Raw genomic sequence first — 18,563 nt, forward strand, 5'->3', positions numbered from 1 at the left:
CTCGCCGGGTGGACGGTTTGCGGGCCGGGTCAGCACAGCTCCACCTGTGCCGCCGTGACGGCGCTCAGCAGCTCACCCCGGGAGAGGGCACCGCCGATGGCCTGGATGTCGTCGGACATGTAACGGTCGACATCGAGGGTGGGCGCGATCGAGCGGGTGAGCTCGTACGCGGCGCGTCCGGCGGTGCTGAGCCCGTCGTGGCGTCCGGAGACGTCGACGGCCTGGGCCGCGGCGAGCAGCTCGACGGCCAGGATCAGGTCGTTGTTGTTCAGCACCCGGCGTGCGTTGCGGGCCGAGATCAGTCCCATGCTGACGATGTCCTGGTTGTCGCCGTTGGACGGCACGCTCTGGGTGCTAGCGGGGCCGATGGTGCGATTCTCGGCGACCAGCGCGGTCGCCGGGTACTGGGCGCCGGCGAAGCCGCTGTTGAGGCCGGGCTCGCCGGCGACCAGGAACTCGGGCAGGCCGTAGCTGAGGTGGCGGTTGAGCATCCGGTTGGTGCGCCGCTCCGAGATCACGCCGAGCTGGGTGAGCGCGATCGTCAGGTAGTCCATGACGAAGGCGACCGGCTGGCCGTGGAAGTTGGCGCCGTGGAAGACCTCGCCGCCTCCGAAGAACAGCGGGTTGTCGTTGGCCGAGTTCAGCTCGGTCTCCACGACGCGCTGCGCGTGCGCCAGGGTGTCGCGCACCGCGCCGAGCACCTGGGGCACCGCGCGCAGGGAGTACGCCTTCTGCAGGTAGAAGTCCGTGCGCTGGACGGCCTGGTCGGGGTTCTTGCGCTCGGCGAACTGGTGCCGCAGCTCGGCGTGCGAGACGGTCAGCGCGCTGTCGCCGAGCAGCGAGCGCATGTTGGCGGCGGACTCGATCTGGCCGGTGTGCGGCTTGGCGATGTCATGGCCCTCGCTCTCGAACGGTCCCATCGAGCCCTGCAGCGTCTCGATCACGAACGCCGAGATGATCTCCGCCTGGCGGACCTGTTCCATGGCGCGGACCACGACCAGCGCGCCCAGGCCGGTCATCGCCGAGGTGCCGTTGATCAGCGCCAGGCCTTCCTTGAAGCGCAGTTCCATCGGCTGCAGTCCATGTGTCTGAAGCACCTGTGCGGTGGGCACCGCAACGCCGTCGCTGAGCACGTATCCCTCGCCGAGCACGGTGCTGGCGATGTGTGAGAGCGGGGCCAGATCCCCGCTTGCGCCCAGCGAACCGATCTCGGGGATAGCCGGGGTGATGCCCAGGTTGAGGTACGTCTCGAGCCGGGTGATCAGCTCCGGGCGGACCGCCGAGTAGCCCTTGGCCAGGGCATTGAGCCGGGCGGTGAGGATGGCGCGGGACTCGATCGCGGAGAACAGGGGGCCGACGCCGGCACTGTGGCTGCGGACCAGGTTCGTCTGCAGTTCCACTTCCTTCGACGGATCCACCATCATGTAGATCATTTCGCCGTAGCCGGTGGTCACGCCGTAGACGGGCACGCCGCCGCGGACAAGCTTCTCGAACTGCTCCCGGCTGAAGGCCGCCGCGTTGAGCGCGTCCTGCGGCACCGAACAGCGCGCGCCCCATTCGGCGACCCGGCGGACGTCCTCGGCCGTCAGCGTGGTGCCGTTGAGCGCGACCCGGGCGGTGTTCCTATTCGTGGTGGCCATGCTGTGCATCCCATCTCTGCTCGGCGTCAGCGTTCTCGACCACGGCCGCCATGCCGGCGACCGTGGCGTGATCCAACAGGTCCCTTACGTCCGTGCCGGTCGCCGCCGCTACCCGCAGCAGCGCCGCGGAGTCTCCGCCGGCGGCGAAGAAATCGGTATTCTCGCCGTGGCTGTCGACGCCGGCGGCCGCCCACAGCGCCGCCATCCGGCGGTGCGGCTCGGTCAACGGCCGGTGCCCGGGGTCGTCGGCGACCCCGGGCACCGGCAGGCGCGCCCGGTCCACCTTGCCGGCGACGTTGCGCGGCACGACCTCGATCGCGGCGAACGTCAGGCGCAGCAGGGCAGGACCGAAGCGGCGTCGAAGGTGGGCGCGCCAGCCGCCGGGATCGGCGGCGCCCGCCACGACGACGTAGGCGACCAGGCGGTCGACGAGCCCGCCGGGACCGGTGACGGGCAGCACGGCACAGTCCGCGACGGACGGCAGCTCGGTGAGCGCGGCCTCGACGGCGGTCAGCTCCACCCGGCTGCCGGCGAGTTTGACCTGGTGGTCGCGGCGGCCGGCGTACTGCAGGTCGCCGGTGAAGGTGCGCCGAGCCAGGTCACCGGTGCGGTAGGTGGGCGGTTCGGCGGCCAGGCCGGTCACCGGCCGAAACGCCGGGCGCGGGCCGGCGGCATGGCCCAGGTAGGTCCGGATCGCGTACGGGCTGCGTATCACCAGCTCGCCAACGACACCTCGCGGGCAGGGCCGGTCGTGCGGGTCCAGGACGAGGACCTCTCGTCCGGGGATCTCCCGGCCGATCGGGACCACGTCGCCGGGATCCGTGGCGTCCAGCTCGTGCCAGGTGGCGGCGATCGTCTCGGTCGGGCCGTAGAGGTTGAGCAGGCGGGTGATGGGCAGCGTCGCCGCGGCGGCGGTGGCGAGGTGACCGGGCAGCGCCTCTCCCATCAGCACGAGCACCTCCAGGCCGCTGTCGGCGTCTCGCTCGGCCAGCGACCGCACGAGTTCCCGGGCGAAGGTCGGCACGATCTGCAGGGCGGTGATCCGTTCCTGGGCCAGCCAGGCGGCGAAGCGCTCCGGGTGCTTGCGGACCCGCTCCGGTACCGGGCACAGGGTGCCACCGGCGACCAGCGTCGCGAAGGTCTCGCAGATGCTGGGATCGTGTTCGACGGCCACCCACAGCGCGAGCCGGGTCGCCTGTCCCAGGCGCAGGGCGGTGGCCAGCCAGGTCGCGAACTGGGCCAGTGCCCGATGGGTCTGCGCGATCCCCTTGGGCCGGCCGCTGGAGCCGGAGGTGTAGGCGGCGTACGCCGGCGCATCCGGTTCCACCGGCGCCGCCTCGGTCGTCGCAGGGCTGCCGTCGTCATCGGTGATCGCCAGGACCGCGCCGTAACCCTGCTCGCGGTACCAGCCCGCCAGCGCGGCGGCGCCCGGATCGGCACCGTCCACGAGCATCAGGGGTGGGCGCAGATCGTCGATGACCAGCCGGGCGCGCTCCCCGGCGTCGCCCGGAGCGAGCCAGCTCACGGACCCGCCGGCCCGCAGCACGGCCAGCGACGCGGTGACCTGACGGGGTCCGTGGGCCAGGTACACCGCGACGGCCGCGCCGCGGATCAGCCCGGCGTCCGGCAGGCGCGCCGCCAGCGTCCCGGAACGTTCCCACAGCCGGCCGTAGGTCAACGGTTCGTCGCCGTCGACCGCCGTCGCGGCCGGCTGCCGGGCAGCCTGCGCGGCGATGAGGTCGATGACCGTGTCATCGCCGCCGGGATCCGCGACGGTTTGAGCCACCGTGACCGGTGGCTCCAGCGGAAGGTCGTCGATCCGCGCGCCGGGATCGCGAACGGCGACGCTCAGCAGCGTGCGCAGCTGGTCCAGCAGTCCCAGCGCCTCATCCTCACCGAGAAACTGCGGCGCGTAGGTCACCTCCGCTCCGGTGCCGTCGATGCGCAGCGACAGCCCGGCGACCGGCGACCCGGTCTGGGCGTGCGCGCGATACCACCGCAGTCCCGGGGTCCGGGGCGTGTCCGGAACCTCCTCGGCGCTCAGCAACACCTCACCCAGCGGCAGCCCGGACGGCGGGCGGGGCGGGTTCACCGCCCGCACCAGCCTGGGGAACGGCATCCGGCGGCGCACGGCGGTGTCGCGGACCGTCGCTGTCAGCCGGCGCACGAGTTCGTCGAACCGCGGGGTGTCGGACAGGTCGGCGGCGACCGGTTGCACGGTGGTGAACGGCCCGATCACGTCCTGATCGTCAGGACCGCGCAGGGAGACTGGGAGGGCGACCGTGGTGCCGTAGTGGCCCTGGTGGCGCGCCAGCAGCACGTGCAGGCCGGCGAGAACCACGGACAGCGGCCGGGTCCCCTCGGCCCGGGCCAGCATCCGCAGGGCGTCGCCCAGCTGTGTGCCCCAGTCGACGCGCAGCGTCCGAGCTGGTTGCGTGACGCGTCGCCCGGGCGGGTGGACGGTGGTCCGCAGGTTCGTGGCCCACCACCGGGCCAGCCGGTGCTCACCGGGGCCACGCTCAGCGGCCCGTTCCTGCCGGGCGTGGTCGGTGTACTGACGCGTGCCGATGGGTTGCTCGCCGTCTGCGTACCCCCGGCACAGTTGGTCGATCGCGACGGACAGGGAATCCTCGTCGGCGACGGCACGGTGAGCGACGAGGATCAGCAGGTGCTCCTGCTCGTCGACGGCGATCAGGGTGAGCCGGGCGGCCGGACCGTGCGCGAGGTCGAGCGGCTCGTTCAGCGCTGCCGCGTGCTCGGCCTGCGGTCCGCGGGTGTCGTGCAGATCAACGAAGCGGAACCCGTCGGCGTGCGGAGCCGGCGCGATGCGTGGCACGGGAACGCCACCGGCGTCGTGCAGGGACGACCGCAGCGCCTCGTGGCGGCGCTGCACAGCTTCCCACGCCTCGCGCAGCAGCTTCCGGTCGACGGGTCCCTCGATGCGGTAGGCCCGGGCGAGCGTGAGCGGGATCCGCGGCGGCCATAGCCGGCTGAGGAACCACAGTCCTTCCTGGACACGCGACACCACCGCCGGGTCGCCGTCGTCTGGCGCCGCGGATGTTTCCAGAGGTGTTCGCATCTCCACGCCTTGCAGTCTTCTGGGAAGGCGGAAGCGGAGGCATCTTGCCAAGTGCGGCGCCGCTCGCGCGGTGCGCATCGGCGAAGATGCGACCGGCCCGGCGCCGCGCCGACCCTGACTACCAGCGTTTCCCGCAGCGATCAGAGCCGAGAAGAGTGAGGGACAACCACATGCTGAGCCCCGACGAACGGACCCCGGCCGAGCTGGAGCGGCGCATCGCCGGCATCTGGCGTGACGTGCTGGGCGACGGTGCTGACCGTACCGGCGCGACCTTCCTGGAACTGCACGGGCAGTCCATCTCAGCGGTGCGCATCGTGGCGCGCATCGAGGACGAACTCGGTCTGGACGTAGACGTGGCCACGCTGTTCGAGGATCCCGATCTGCGTACCTTCGTCGCCATGGTGCTGGCCGGCACCTCGCACAGCGCCTGAGCTGCCGGCTGCGCGGGCCGCCGGCCCGCGCAGCCGGCGTCGCGCTCAGGCCTGTTCGCGCTGGGCCGCGGGCAGCGGCAGCGGCACCACAAGATCGATGCGGCCGGCGATCAGCGCCAGATGGATCCGGTACGGCCAGGGGTCGACCGTCACGTCCCGGGCCAGGTCGTACTCCCAGCCGGAAGGCACGGCGACCGCGACGGGCGTGCCGGTCCGCGCGCGGATCAGCTCGGCGTCGTGCAGAGTGCGCTCCCACCAACCGGTCCTGCCGAGGTCGGCGAGCACCAGGAACAGGCTCACGCCATGCCTGCGGAGCACTCGGGCCCGGTTCAGGAGCACCTCGACGGCCGATCCGCAGTAGAGGGTGGCGAAGCGGTGCGGTGTGATCTGCTCGCCCAGCAGGACGAGACCGCCCGGGCCGGGGCGCATCGTGCCGGTGCGCGGGACCGGGCCGGGCGCCGCCGGTACGGCCAGCCGCCCGGCGATGCGCAGCCCGGCAATGCTCAGCGGGGTGGTGACGGCGTTGCCGGAGTCCGCCGGTTCCCGTTCGCCGGCGGCACGCCGGAACGCGGTCTCCGCCTCCTCGAGACGCTGCGGGCAGCGCCGCCGCAAGGCAGGGTAGGTCATCGCCGGCGTGCGGGTCAGGAAATTCAGCCCGAACTGCTCCACGGGCAGGTGCAGCCGGGTGCCGTACGTCTCCCACCAGCGCATGCTGGGTGCCGCCCAGCGCTGGGTACGCCCGACCGCCGGCCGGCGCCGGCGTTCGTATTCCGCGAACGCGTCGGCAGGACGCTCGTGGGTGCTCAGCGCCGCTCCGAGGGCGAGCGCGTCCTCGAGGGCGAGTTTGGTGCCCGAACCGACGGTGAAGTGGGCGGTGTGCGCGGCATCGCCGAGCAGCACGGTTGCGCCGTGCGACCATCGAGCGTTCTCCACCACCGTGAAACGCCGCCAGCGGCTCGCGGCGCTGATCAGCGGGCAGCCTTTGAGGGGGACGGCGAAGACGCCGGCGAGGAAGGCCAGTGCCTTGGCGTCGATGGCGCCGCTCGGTTGCACTGCCTGATCGAGCCCGGCACGGCGCCAGGTGTCGTCGTCCATCTCGACCACGACGGTGCTCATCCCGCCGCCGTAGGCGTACATGTGCACCGCCATCGGCCCGGCGCTGGTGCGCTCGAAGGCCATCACCGCCGTGTCACCGATGTCCGCGGTGGTACCGAGCCAGATGAAGCGGGCCGCCCCGGTGCGTGTACGGGTTCCGAACTCCTGCCGCAAGGCGTCGCGATGCGTCGAGGCGGTGCCGTCAGCCACCGCAACCACGTCCCCGGACGCCTCGCCGGGCTGTAGCTCGTGTCCGTAGTGCAGACGGGCACCGGCCGCGTCGGCCTGGTCGCGCAGCACCGACAGCAGCGCGTGGCGGGAGATGGTGCTGACCTCGAAGCCGGGGTAGGTCACCGACCGCGAGGCGAGCCGCACCGTGATCCCGCGTTGCGCCACGCTCGCCGCGGTGATCAGCTGATGGGTTTCGGGGTCGTGTTCGGCCACCGCACGCAGGGTGCGCTCGGACAGCGAGACGCCGAAGCCGGAGGCGCCCGCGGCGCCCAGCCGGTCGTAGACGTCGACGACGGTGCCCGGTGACCGGAGCCGCACCGTACGGGCAAGGAACAGTCCCGCCGGGCCGGCACCCACGATGGTGACCCGGCCGCCACCGCCTGTTGAGTCGCGCACGAGGAACCGCCTTCCGCAGCGAAGTCGTTGGTGATCCTCCCGGGCTGCCGGACAGCCGCGCACCTTCCGCAGTGCGCAGCGGACCGGCGTCCCGGCGGCGCACCCCGGAAGGTGCCAGGGCCGCGGCGTCGACGCCACGATCGGTGCCATCCCGTCGCCGCGCCCTGCCGCGGGCGACCCATCTGCATGCCTTGAGCGGAGAACGATGGCCACCGAACGCGACATCACCCTCTCCCAAGCCGACTATTTACGGATCCTCATACACGGCACCACGGCGTTCGAGCTGCTGCGTACCGGGCTTGAGCTGGAGCTGTTCGAGCGGCTGGAAACCGACGGCGGGCTCGACGTGCCGGGCGTCGCCACGGCACTGGGCGTGCCCGAGCAACCCGCCCGGGTGTTGTTGCTCGGGCTGGCCGGTCTGCGTCTGATCGAGCTGCGCGAGGGCCGCTACGTCAACACGGAGCTGGTCCGGGCCAAGCTGCTGCGCGCCGCTCCGCGTTACCTCGGGGCGTTGATCGACGTGCAGGACCGGGTGATCAACGCGGCGATGGGCGAGCTGAGCGAGGCCGTGCGCAAGGGCACCAACGTCGGCCTGCGCCACATCGACGGTCCCGGCTCGACGCTCTACGAACGGCTCGGGGCGCACCCGGAGCTGCAGCACGTCTTCTACGCCAACATGGGCGACGCGTCGCGCAAGTCCATCGGACAGTTCCTCGACGCCTACGATCTCAGCGACGCACGCCGGGTGCTGGACCTCGGCGGCGGGGACGGCTCCAACAGCATCGCCCTGGCCACTCGTTACCCCGGGCTCGAGGCGACCGTCTTCGACCAGGGCAGCGTCGTCGAGCTGGCGGCGCAGCGCCTGAGCGACCCTGATCTGCGGCGACGGATCCGGTTCCACGCCGGGGATCTGTTCACCGGCGAGCTGCCCGGCGGGCACGACATCATCCTCGTCTTTCACATCTTCGAGATCTGGTCGCTGGAACGCAACGTGGAGCTGCTGCGCCGCTGCCGCGCCGCGCTCGCCGAGGGTGGCCGGTGCCTCGTCTACAACTTCGTCTCCGACGACGCGGGCACCGGTCCGCTGAGCGCCGGGTTCCTGTCGGCGTACTTCCTCACGCTGGCCTCCGGGGAGGGCATGGCCTACTCCGCAGCCGACATGGAGCGCGCCGTGCTCGCCGCGGGATTCACCCGGGCCGAGCGGCACGACGGCTTCGGCTTCAGCCATGCCCTGGTCGTCGGTCACCGCTGAGACAGCCGCCGCCCACACCAGATCTGGCGCGCCCAAGGAGAACTTGATGCCAACACCCGAGCCCATCGCCATCATCGGCATGTCCTGCCGGTTCGCCGGCGGCGTCACGTCGCCCGAGGACTTCTGGGAGCTGCTGAGCGCCGGCCGCGACACGATCGGCCAGGTGCCGGCCGAACGCTGGCAGTTCTACGCCCGGCAGAGTCCCGCGCACGCCGCCGCCGTACGTGACGCTCCTGCCACGGGATCGTTCCTCGACGACATCAAGGGCTTCGACGCGGAGTTCTTCGACGTCACGCCGCGCGAGGCGACGTTGATGGATCCTCAGCAGCGCATCGTGCTGGAGCTGGCCTGGGAGGCACTCGAGCATGCCGGGGTGCCCCCGCGTGAGCTGGCTGGTACCGATGCCGCCGTGTTCATGGGCGTGGGCGCCGACGACTACGGCCGCCGGCTGCTGGAGGACCTGCCCAGCATCGAGGCGTGGACCGGCATCGGCAGCGCCTACTGCGCGGTGGCCAACCGCGTCTCGTACGCACTCGACCTGCGCGGGCCCAGCGTCGCGGTGGACACGGCCTGCTCATCGTCGCTGGTCGCCATCCACCTCGCGGCGCAGGCGCTGCGTGCCGGGGAGTGCGAACTCGCGTTGGCCGGCGGCGTGCTGGTCATGGCGGCACCCGGCCTGTCGCTGGTGCTGGACGCGGCGGGCGCTACCTCGCCGGATGGGCGCAGCAAGTCCTTCGACGCCACGGCCGACGGGTACGGCCGCGGCGAGGGCGGCGGCGTGGTGGTGCTCAAGCTGCTGCGCGACGCCGAGCGTGACGGTGACCGGGTGCTGGCGGTGGTGCGCGGCAGCGCCGTGCGTCAGGACGGCCGGACCAACGGCATCATGGCGCCGGACGCCGACGCCCAGATGTACCTGCTGCGCAGAGCGTATGCCGCGTCCGGGATCGACCCGGCGACCGTCGACTACGTGGAGGCGCACGGCACCGGCACCCGGGTCGGTGATCCGCTGGAGGCGGCCGCCATGGCGTCGGTGTTCGGCGTCGGGCGTGGCTCGCCTTGCCTGATCGGCTCGGTCAAGCCGAACATCGGCCACCTGGAGGCAGGCTCCGGCGTGGCCGGTGTGATCAAGGCGGTCCTGGCGCTGCGTCACGGCACTGTCCCGGCGAGTCTCAACGTGACCCGGCCGAACCCGGCGATCGACTGGGACGCCACCGGCCTGCGGGTGGCCACCGAGCTCACCGCCTGGCCCGACGGGCCGGGTCCGCGCCGCGCCGGGGTCTCCGGGTTCGGATACGGCGGCACCATCGCGCACGTCATCCTGGAGCAGGCTCCGGCACCGGCGACGATCGACCCCGACGCCGCCCACGACGACGGGGTGAACCTCTACCCGCTGTCGGCGGCGACCCCGCAGGCGCTGGCCGAGCAGGCCGGACAGCTGGCGGACCGGCTCGTCGGCGATGACGCGTCACTGGCCGCCGTAGGTCACACCCTCGCGCTGCGGCGCTCGCACCTGCCGGAGCGCGCCGCCGTCATGGCCGGCGACCGCAGCGAACTGGTCACCGGCCTGCGTGAAGTGGCCGCGCAGGCGCGTAACGCCGTGACCGGTCAGGTGCTCCCGTACGCCGGGCGTGGCGTGGTGTGGGTCTTCTCCGGGCACGGCTCGCAGTGGACCGGCATGGGCCGGGAACTCGTCGCCGAGCATCCGGTCTTCGCCGCGGTCATCGACCGGCTGGAGCCCGTCTTTGCCGCGGAGCTGGGGTTCTCGCTGCGCGGCCTGCTGGCCGCCGACCAGAGCCAGCCGGTGGATGTGGTGCAGCCGATGATCTTCGCGGTGCAGGTCGCGCTGGGTGCGGCGTGGCGGACGGCGGGCGTACGCCCGGACGCGGTCATCGGCCACTCGGTAGGTGAGATCGCCGCTGCCGTGACCGCCGGCATGCTGACGTTGGAGGAGGGCGCCCGGTTGGTCTGCCGGCGGTCGGTGCTGCTGCGCCCGGCCATCGGCGCGGGCGCGATGGCGATGGTCAACATCGCTCCGGACGAGGCGCAGCGCCGACTCGGCGCCCGCGACGACGTGGTGGTCGCCATCGCCGCATCGCCCGGCTGGACGGTTGTCTCCGGCGCCCCGGCCGCCGTGGCGGAGCTGAGGGAACAGTGGCGCGCCGACGGGTTCGCAGTGCGGATGGTCGACTCCGACGTGGCCTTCCACGGCCCGCAGATGGATCCGCTGCTCGACAAGCTCGCCGCGGCTGCGCACGACCTCGCGCCGCGCCAGCCACGGATCCGGGTCTACAGCACGGCCATGGAGGATCCGCGCTCCACCACGGCCCGCGACGGTGCCTACTGGGCGCGTAACCTGCGCGACCAGGTCCGTCTGGCCGGCGCGGTCACCGCCGCCGCCGAGGACGGCTACCGGCTCTTCGTGGAGATCTCCGCGCACCCGGTGGTGGCACACTCCGTCGAAGACACCCTCGCCTCGCTCGGGATCCGCGACGCGTACGTGGGCATCTCGCTGCGCCGTGGCCGACCGGAGCTGCGGAGCCTGCTGAGCTCCGCCGCCCAGCTGTACTGCCACGGCGCGGAGGTCGATTGGGCCGCGCTGTGGCCGCGTCGCGAGCTGGCCGACCTGCCGGGAACCGCCTGGCAGCACAAGCCGTACTGGGTCGATGAACCGGCGCAGCGCCCGGCGGTGACGACCCATGATCCGCTGTCGCACACGCTGCTGGGCCAACAGGTCAGCGTGCGCGGCACCAGTGTGGTCGAGGCTTGGTCCACAGTGGTCGATCTGGCGTCGAGGCCGTATCCCGGGCGCCATCCGGTCCGCGGGGTCGAAATCGTGCCCGCTGCCGTGCTGCTGGAGACGTTCTTCGCGGCGGCGTCGGCGCGGCGCGCCTGGCCGGACCTGACCGACGTGGCACTGCGCGTGCCGGTGAGCCTGGCCCAGCGCCGTGACCTGCAGGTGTCGTTGCAGGACAGCGCGCTACGACTCAGTTCACGGATCGCCGGCGACCACGACGACGACCGTGGATGGCTGACCCACACGACCGCCACGGTCGTGACCCACGCCGGGTTGCCGGACGCCGCCGACACCGTTGAGGCCGAGGAGCTGCTGGCACCGGAATACGTCGTGGACCGGCTGTCCACCCTCGGGGTCGCCGCCATGGGCTTCGCGTGGAACGTACGGTCGCTGCGCCGCGGCCCCGACGTGCTGAGCGCCGCGGTGGACCTGGACGGCGGCTCGTACGGCCCGCACCGGTGGGCGCCCATCCTCGATGCCGCACTGTCGATCGCGTCGGTCGTCTTCCCCGGCGCTGCGGTGCTGCGCATGCCCGCGCACCTGGAACGGATTACGCTCGCGTCGAGCGCGCCGCGCTCGGCACGGGTCACGGTGCACCGCACCGGCGCGGAAATGGTGGACATCGACATCACCGACACCGCCGGCGCGCCGGTGGCGCGCCTCAAGCAGCTGCGTTACGGCCGGATGGAGACCGGTGAGCAGGACGCCACACTGGTGTACACCCTCGGATGGCGCCCCGCCGCCGCGGCCGCACCGCACGAGCAGGACAGGTCGGAGCTGGTCGTGCTCGGGCCACCGTCGCCGCTACGCACCCGGCTGGCCGCCGCGCTCGGCTCTCCCGTGCTCGATTCCCCGGAGGGGCTGCGGGCACCGGCCACGGTCGTGGTGGTGCCCCCGCCGGTCGCGGAGGACGCAGCCTGGCTGCTGGCCCGCACCGCCGGGCACCCGGCGGTCACACGGCTGTGGGCGATCACCGAGGGCGTCTTGGAGGCTCACGCCGCTACGGCGGTGGATCAGGGCGCGCTATGGGGACTGGGCCGGATCATCGGTGGTGAGCAGCCCGGGCTGTGGGGCGGCGTCGTCGACATCGGAGCGGATCCCGCCGACGCCGACGCCGTCGCTGAGGTGCTGCGCACGATTCGCGGCGAGGACGTAGTGGCCGTACGCGGCGGTGTGGCGAGCGTGCCACGCCTGCGTGCGCGGGCCGGCTCGATGGCCGTCAGCGACCAGCATTGTGATCCCGGCGCCACGTACCTGGTCACCGGCGGCCTGGGCGTGCTCGGGCTGGAGGTGGCCCGGTGGCTGGCCGGACGCGGCGCCCGTCGCCTCGTTCTCGCCGGTCGCGACGGTTTACCGCCGCGCGAGCGCTGGGACGAGGTGTCCGACCCGGGTGTGCGGGCCCGCATCGACGCGGTGGTCGCGCTGGAACGACTCGGCGTCACGGTCCGCCCGCTCGCCCTGGACATCGCCGACGCCGCCGCGGCGCGCCGGCTGCTCGACCCGTCCGCGCTCGGGCTGCCGGCGATCCGGGGCATCGTGCACGCCGCCGGGGTGCTCGACAACCGCCTGCTGCGTGACCTTGACGAGGTGTCGCTGCGCACGGTCATGCGTCCCAAGGTGAGCGGCGCGCGGGTGCTGCACACGCTTTTCCCGCCGGGCAGCGTGGACTTCTTCGTCATGTTCTCCTCCGCCGGGCAGTTGCTGGGTCTGCCCGGCCAGGCGTCGTATGCCACCGCCAACGCGTACCTGGACACACTCGCCGCTCACCGGCGCGCGGCCGGTGACCGGGGCAGCCTGGCGATCGGCTGGACGTCGTGGCGCGGGCTGGGCATGTCGACCTCGTCCGAGGCGATCGACCTCGAGCTGGCCGCGCACGGCACGGCGGACATCACCGCCGCTGAGGCGTTCGACGCCTGGGAGCGGCTGACCGGCGGCGACGACGCCTACGCGGCCGTGCTGCGGGTGCTTCCACCGAGCGCGGGTGAGCCGCCCCGGACACCGTTGCTGCGCGAGCTCGCCACCGTGGCGGTGGTCCGGACGGCACCGGCGCATGCCGACGCACCGTGGGTCGCGCTCAAGGGTGCCGAGCGGCATGCCGCACTCGTCGACGCGGTGACCCGCCGGGTGGCCGAGGAGTCGGGGCTGAGCGCCGCGGACATCGACAGTCACCGTCCCCTGACCGAGATGGGTCTCGACTCGCTCATGACCACCCGGGTCCGCCACCGGTTGCAGCAGGACTTCTCCGTGGCACTTCCCGCCACGCTGCTGTGGGATCAGCCCACCGTCGACGGCATCGCCGCCTACGCCGGCGCGCTGCTGCCGGCGGCGCCGGATGCCGCGGAAGGAGATTCGTAATGGCCTCCGATGTCGTGCCGTGGCCCGCAGACCTCGCCCACGCCTACCGCGCCGCCGGATGCTGGCGCGGCGAGTCCCTCGGCGCACAACTGTGGCGATGGGCCGATGACCACCCCGATCGGGTGGCGGTGGCCGACGACACCCGTCGGCTGACCTATCGGGAGCTGGCCGTGCTCGCCGACCGGCTGGCCGAGGGCCTGGACCGGCTCGGGCTGCGCCGCGGTGACAGCGCGCTCGTGCAGCTGCCCAACACCTGGGAGTTCGTCGTGGTGTTGCTGGCCTGTCTGCGCGCCGACGTGGCCCCGGTGATGATGCTGCCGCCGCACCGGGAGAGCGAGCTGGGCGCGATCGGGGCGCATGTCGACGCCCGTGCGGTCATCGTGCCCGGCATGTGGCGTAGTTACGACCACGAGGCCCTGGCCCACCGGGTGCTGCCCCGACTGGCCGACAAGGCACGCGTGCTGGTCTGTGGTGAGCCGCGCCGGGAGGCCAGTGCCCGACTCGGCGATCTGCTCGAGCCGGCACCCGGCGACGACGCAGCCCAGCGGCGCGAGCGCCTGGATGTGCGTGCGCCCACCGGGGCGGAGGTCGCGGTGTTCCTGTTGTCCGGCGGCACGACAGCCGTGCCCAAGGTCATCGCGCGGACCCACGACGACTACGCATACAACATCCGCTGCGCGGTGGCAGCCTGCGCCTTCGACGCGCGGACGGTCTATCTGGCGGCGCTGCCCGCCGGGCACAACTTCCCGCTGGCCAATCCCGGCATCCTCGGCACACTGGCCGCCGGTGGCCGGGTCGTGATGGTCGGCTCTCCGCGCCCGGACGCGGTGTTCGCCGCCATCGAGGCCGAACGGGTCACGGTGACGGCAGCGGTGCCGGCTGTCGTACTGCGCTGGATGGACGCCGCCGCGGCGACCCGCCACGACCTCAGCAGCCTGCGGTACGTGCAGGTGGGCGGATCGATGCTCTCGCCGGATGTCGCGGCGCGGATCCGTCCGGCGCTGGGCTGCGGACTGCAGCAGGTGTACGGCATGGCCGAGGGCCTGATCTGTTACACCCGGCCGGACGCCACGGACGAGGTGGCGACCATGACGCAGGGGGCGCCGATCAGTGCCTACGACGAGCTGCTGGTCGTGGACCGTGACGGCACGCCGGTGCCGCCCGGCGGGATCGGTGAGCTGCTGACCCGGGGGCCATACACGCCACGCGGCTACTACCGGGCCCCTCAGCAGAATGCGGAGTCGTTCACCACCGACGGCTGGTACCGCACCGGCGATCTGGTACGGATCACCGCGGCCGGCCACGTCGTGGTGTGCGGGCGGGTTAAGGATCTGATCAACCGCGGCGGCGAGAAGATCTCCGCCGGTGAGATCGAGCAGCTGCTGCAGGAGCTGCCCGAGGTGGCCGAGGTGGCCGCTGTCGCGGTGCCGGATCCGATGGTGGGCGAGCGGGTCTGCGCCGTGGTACGGCTGCATCCGGAGCGCTCGCTGACTCTGACGGCGGTCAGGGCGTTCCTCACCGCGCGCGGTGTGGCGGCATTCAAGGCACCGGAACACCTGGTCGTGGTCGATCAGCTGCCGCACACCCCGGTGGGCAAGCCGGACAAGGCCAGGCTCCGCGCCCTGGTAAGCGCTACCTTAAGCGACGCTTGAGGTGTTTCGCGGGAGATTGTTGGCGCAGGACCGATGAGTTGGCAGTCCGCGCATCGTCATAACAGTTAGAACCGGTTGGGCCGACCGGTTGTACTGCGCTCCGGAGTGCGCCGTCAGACAGCACGAGAACACCTCTCATCCAGCGAATGGAGCTCACGTGTCCGTGAACACGATCAAGCGTCGTCTCCTCACCGGTGCCGCCGCCACCGCGATGGTCGCCGCCACCGTCACCTTCGCCGCCCCGATGGCCGGTGCCGCCGAATCCGAGGCACTTGCGGCCGCCGTCTCGGTCAGCCCGTCGACCGGTCTCACCGACGGGGCGGCCATCGCTGTGACCGCGACCGGCCTGCAGGTCGGGACGACGTACACCATCGGCCAGTGTGGCGTGGTCGGCGACGTCTTCTCTTGCAACGAGGCGGGCCTGGTCACCGTCAGCCCCGCAGCCGACGGCACCGCCACGGCGTCGATGACGGTGGCCCGCACCTTCCCGGGCACCGTCGGCCCCGACGGCGAGCCGGGACCGGCGGTCGACTGCACTGTCGTCGAATGCGGTATCGGCATGTTCAACGAGGTCGGCGACGCCGCCGGAACGTCGATCAGCTTCGCCTGACACACCCGCACCGAAGCGCCGGGCCGGCCTCTGCCGGTCCGGCGCTTTGCCGTCCGCAGTGCGCTCGCCGGGAGATGCCTCGCGCGGCGGCTGCTGCCTACCGTTAAGGGACATCTGCTTCCTGGAGGCACGCATGCCCACCCCGAGGACCGGCCGGCTGAGCCTGCCGGACGCGAGCATCTACTACGAGGTACGCGGCGACGGCCCGCCTCTGCTGCTCATCCCCACCGGCAACGGCGACGCCGCCCCCTTCGCCCCGATGGCCGACGACCTGGCCCGGCAGTACACCGTCATCACCTACGACCGGCGAGGCTTCTCACGCAGCAGGGTGTTCACCGACGTGGACGACGCCCGCCGCGTCGACGACGACGTGTCCGACGCCAGGCATCTGATCGACCAGCTCGGCGGCGGGCACGCGGACGTCTTCGGCAGCTGCTCCGGCGGCATCGTCGCGCTGTCCCTGCTGCAGAGGCACCCCGGGCGGGTCCGACGACTGGTCTCCCACGAGCCGCCGCTGGCCTCGGTGCTGCCGGACGCCGACCACTGGCTCGCCTACTACGACAACCTCTACGCCACCTACCGCGCCGAAGGGCTAGCCGCCGCCAAGGAAGCCTTCAGAGCGCACGTGGGTCTCGGTGCCGAGACCCGCCCACCCCCCGGCTCGGAGCTACCGCCGCAGCTGCTCGAGGAGTTGCTGGAGCGGCTGCGGCGCAATCTGCTCTTCTGGTTCGAGCACGAGGTACGCACCTTCCCCGGGCACCGCCTCGACACGGGCGCGCTGGCGGCGTCGGCGGACCGGCTCGTGCTGGCCGCCAGCACCACCGGTCGTGACCAGTTCGCGTACCGGCCCAACGAGGCCCTCGCCGCCGCGTTGGGTCTGCCGCTGCGGCACTTCCCCGGTGGCCACGTGGCCCACGTCACGCACCCGTTCGCCTTCGCCGCAGCCCTGCGCGACGCGCTATCAGGTTGACCTGCGGTACCGCCGCTGGTGCGGCGGAATGTCGCCGGCGCGAACGTGCCCGCACCGACCCGGCGCAGGCACGTTCCGCACGGCTCAGCGCCGGGTGAAACCGGCGATGAGGATGCCACCGACCACCACGTGCATGGCCGACAGCCACAGCATTGCGCCGGTCGTGGTGGCCGTCGCGGGGCCGCCGAACGACACCAGCAGCACCACCACCGCGATGATCGTCCAGATCAGGCGGCCCTTGGGGGTGAACCGTTCGAGCAGGGCCAGCAGGCCCCAGCCGACCAGGCCGATGACCAGCGGGGAGATGATCACACCGGCTAACGGCACCTCGGCGGGGGGATTGTCGGCGGCAGTCTCGGTCAACAGGTCGGTGCCGGCGATCGGGACGGCGATGATCCAGAGCAGCACGGCGGCGACCACGGCCGCGGCCACGGTCAACGCGCGCGTCTTCACGGTCCCGGCGCCCGTTCGCGAGGCATTTCCGGTGGACACAGTGGAATTCATTCCACATCCTTCGTTTCGAGATGCCCCCCGGCGCGCTCAGGATATCGCACGATGCGCAGCTCAGACACGTGCACACCGGAATTCCCAGCGCACATCCGGAGACGACATCGGCACCGGTGCCCGCCACGCTGAAGGGGCCCTGGCACGCCTGCTGAGCGGAGACCACGCGATGCGAAACCACTGTTCCTTCGTCGATGACCGCATCAAGGAGCCCAACCACGCCGCGGGTGCGCCGCCGACGGCGGACACCAACACCGATCGGCCTCGGGCGCGCTGGCGGCGCCGCAGCATCTGACCTCGCCGCCCGTCTGCAGAGGAGAAACCGATGACCGATCCGGACACCGAGGCACCCGCCTATCCCATCGGGCGTGAGTGCCCGTACCGGCCGTCGCCGCGCAACGACGCCCTCCGCGCGCGGGGACCGCTCGCCAAAGTCACCCTGTACGACGGCCGCGAAGCCTGGCTCGTGACCGGATTCGCGCAGGCCCGGCAGCTGCTCGCCGATCCGCGGGTGTCCATCGACCCGCATCGCGACGGCTTCCCGTTCGTCAGCCCCGACATGGCCGGGCTGGAGGACACTGGCTACACCGACGCGCTGATCGGTGTGGACCCGCCCGTGCACACCCGACAGCGCGCGATGCTGATCTCCAGCTTCTCCGCGCGCCGGATGAAGACACTGCGACCGGTCCTGCAGGCCATCGTGGACGAGCGGATCGACGCCATGATCGCCGCCGGTCCGGGCGCCGATCTGGTCTCGGCGTTCTCCGTCCCGGTGCCGTCGATGGCGATCTGCGTGCTGATGGGCGTGCCCTACGAGGACCGGGAGGCGTTCGAGAAGCCCGCCCGGGCTCTGTTCGACCCGGACGCGGCGCACGCCGAGCAGGCGATGGCGGACATGACCGCGTACTTCGACGACGTCGTCGGTGCCAAGTTGCGGCGACCCGGCGACGGGTTGCTCGACGATCTGATCGCCGAGCAGGTCCGCCATGGCCGCCTCACGCGGGCCGAGCTGGTCCAGTATGCGATGCTCATGCTGATCGCCGGGCAGGACACCACCGCCAACGTGATCTCGCTGGGCATCATGGCGCTGCTCGAGCACCCGGAGCAGTTCGCCGCCCTGCGCGACGATCCCGGACTTGCCGCCGGCGCAGTCGAGGAGATCATGCGGTACGTGTCGCTGATCGAGGCCATCTCCCGGGTGGCGGTCGAGGACATCGACATCGCCGGTGTGCGTATCCGTGCTGGGGAGGGCGTGCTCATCGGTGCGGCCGCCGCCAACTTCACCACGGACCTGGTGACGCGCCCTGAGGAGCTCGATGTGCGCCGCGAGCCCCGCCACCACCTGGGTTTCGGACACGGCGTGCACCAGTGCATCGGGCAGAACCTGGCCCGGCTGGAGCTGGAGCTGGTCTTCCGCGAGATTCCGCGCCGGCTGCCGGGGTTGCGGCTCGCGGTGCCCGCTGCGCAGGTGCGCACCAGTGTCACCGGTCCGCTGGAGCGGGTGGAGAGCCTGCCAGTCACCTGGTAGCCGGTCGACGATGACGGGGTAGCGCC

The 18,563-nt window shown here is 72.0% G+C and carries 11 protein-coding genes; 7 read left to right on the forward strand and 4 right to left on the reverse strand.

The window, feature by feature from the left end; all coding sequences use genetic code 11:
- Positions 1-29: 29 nt before the first annotated feature.
- Together cmdF and Aau02nite_RS30290 are read right to left on the reverse strand one after the other, a co-directional pair.
- Positions 30-1,640, reverse strand: coding sequence for a tyrosine 2,3-aminomutase (gene cmdF, locus Aau02nite_RS30285; RefSeq protein ID WP_212992009.1), 1,611 nt, complete (start codon positions 1,638-1,640; stop codon positions 30-32).
- On the reverse strand, positions 1,624-4,719 hold the full coding sequence (locus Aau02nite_RS30290) for an AMP-binding protein (protein ID WP_212992010.1): 3,096 nt from the start codon (positions 4,717-4,719) through the stop codon (positions 1,624-1,626). The genes cmdF and Aau02nite_RS30290 overlap by 17 nt, the downstream gene beginning before the upstream one ends.
- A 170-nt stretch (positions 4,720-4,889) precedes the next feature.
- Between Aau02nite_RS30290 and Aau02nite_RS30295 the strand changes: the two genes are divergently transcribed.
- Positions 4,890-5,150, forward strand: a complete 261-nt coding sequence (locus tag Aau02nite_RS30295; protein ID WP_212992011.1) for a phosphopantetheine-binding protein — start codon at positions 4,890-4,892, stop codon at positions 5,148-5,150.
- Between the two features lie 45 nt (positions 5,151-5,195).
- Here Aau02nite_RS30295 and Aau02nite_RS30300 read toward each other — a convergent pair whose 3' ends face one another.
- Positions 5,196-6,872, reverse strand: coding sequence for an FAD-dependent monooxygenase (locus Aau02nite_RS30300; RefSeq protein ID WP_212992012.1), 1,677 nt, complete (start codon positions 6,870-6,872; stop codon positions 5,196-5,198).
- Positions 6,873-7,077: 205 nt separating this feature from the next.
- On the opposite strand from Aau02nite_RS30300, the gene Aau02nite_RS30305 reads away from it, so the two are divergent.
- The 5 genes from Aau02nite_RS30305 to Aau02nite_RS30325 all read left to right on the forward strand — a co-directional run bounded on the left by Aau02nite_RS30305 (position 7,078) and on the right by Aau02nite_RS30325 (position 16,505).
- Positions 7,078-8,124 carry a methyltransferase gene (locus tag Aau02nite_RS30305; RefSeq protein ID WP_212992013.1) on the forward strand — a complete coding sequence of 349 codons (1,047 nt, stop codon included), beginning with the start codon at positions 7,078-7,080 and terminating at the stop codon, positions 8,122-8,124.
- 46 nt (positions 8,125-8,170) lie between these two features.
- Positions 8,171-13,273 (forward strand): type I polyketide synthase, encoded by a 5,103-nt coding sequence (locus Aau02nite_RS30310; RefSeq protein WP_212992014.1) that lies wholly within the window; start codon positions 8,171-8,173, stop codon positions 13,271-13,273.
- On the forward strand, positions 13,273-14,925 hold the full coding sequence (locus tag Aau02nite_RS30315) for a (2,3-dihydroxybenzoyl)adenylate synthase (protein WP_212992015.1): 1,653 nt from the start codon (positions 13,273-13,275) through the stop codon (positions 14,923-14,925). Before Aau02nite_RS30310 ends, Aau02nite_RS30315 begins: the two co-directional genes overlap by 1 nt.
- Before the next feature lie 157 nt (positions 14,926-15,082).
- Positions 15,083-15,535: an enediyne antibiotic chromoprotein gene (locus Aau02nite_RS30320; protein WP_212992016.1), complete on the forward strand. Its 453-nt coding sequence runs from the start codon at positions 15,083-15,085 to the stop codon at positions 15,533-15,535.
- A gap of 133 nt (positions 15,536-15,668) precedes the next feature.
- Complete coding sequence (locus Aau02nite_RS30325) at positions 15,669-16,505, forward strand: alpha/beta fold hydrolase (protein WP_212992017.1); 837 nt, start codon at positions 15,669-15,671, stop codon at positions 16,503-16,505.
- Between the two features lie 84 nt (positions 16,506-16,589).
- On the opposite strand, the gene Aau02nite_RS30330 is transcribed toward Aau02nite_RS30325, so the two are convergent.
- The gene (locus tag Aau02nite_RS30330; protein WP_212992018.1) at positions 16,590-17,009 is read right to left on the reverse strand and encodes a DUF6069 family protein; all 420 of its coding nucleotides are present in this window, start codon (positions 17,007-17,009) and stop codon (positions 16,590-16,592) included.
- A 325-nt stretch (positions 17,010-17,334) separates the two neighbouring features.
- Between Aau02nite_RS30330 and Aau02nite_RS30335 the strand changes: the two genes are divergently transcribed.
- Positions 17,335-18,537, forward strand: coding sequence for a cytochrome P450 (locus Aau02nite_RS30335; RefSeq protein WP_212992019.1), 1,203 nt, complete (start codon positions 17,335-17,337; stop codon positions 18,535-18,537).
- Positions 18,538-18,563: the final 26 nt, after the last annotated feature.

This window comes from Actinoplanes auranticolor (assembly GCF_018332655.1).
Taxonomy (GTDB): Bacteria; Actinomycetota; Actinomycetes; order Mycobacteriales; family Micromonosporaceae; genus Actinoplanes; species Actinoplanes auranticolor.

What these genes read in the sequence shown, in the direction of transcription:
- Aau02nite_RS30295 (WP_212992011.1), top strand. Translation starts at nt 4,890, where the DNA reads ATGCTGAGCCCCGACGAACGGACCCCGGCCGAGCTGGAGCGGCGCATC.
- Aau02nite_RS30290 (WP_212992010.1), bottom strand. Translation starts at nt 4,719, where the DNA reads ATGCGAACACCTCTGGAAACATCCGCGGCGCCAGACGACGGCGACCCG.
- Aau02nite_RS30305 (WP_212992013.1), top strand. Translation starts at nt 7,078, where the DNA reads ATGGCCACCGAACGCGACATCACCCTCTCCCAAGCCGACTATTTACGG.
- Aau02nite_RS30310 (WP_212992014.1), top strand. Translation starts at nt 8,171, where the DNA reads ATGCCAACACCCGAGCCCATCGCCATCATCGGCATGTCCTGCCGGTTC.
- Aau02nite_RS30325 (WP_212992017.1), top strand. Translation starts at nt 15,669, where the DNA reads ATGCCCACCCCGAGGACCGGCCGGCTGAGCCTGCCGGACGCGAGCATC.
- Aau02nite_RS30330 (WP_212992018.1), bottom strand. Translation starts at nt 17,009, where the DNA reads ATGAATTCCACTGTGTCCACCGGAAATGCCTCGCGAACGGGCGCCGGG.
- Aau02nite_RS30335 (WP_212992019.1), top strand. Translation starts at nt 17,335, where the DNA reads ATGACCGATCCGGACACCGAGGCACCCGCCTATCCCATCGGGCGTGAG.
- Aau02nite_RS30315 (WP_212992015.1), top strand. Translation starts at nt 13,273, where the DNA reads ATGGCCTCCGATGTCGTGCCGTGGCCCGCAGACCTCGCCCACGCCTAC.
- cmdF (WP_212992009.1), bottom strand. Translation starts at nt 1,640, where the DNA reads ATGGCCACCACGAATAGGAACACCGCCCGGGTCGCGCTCAACGGCACC.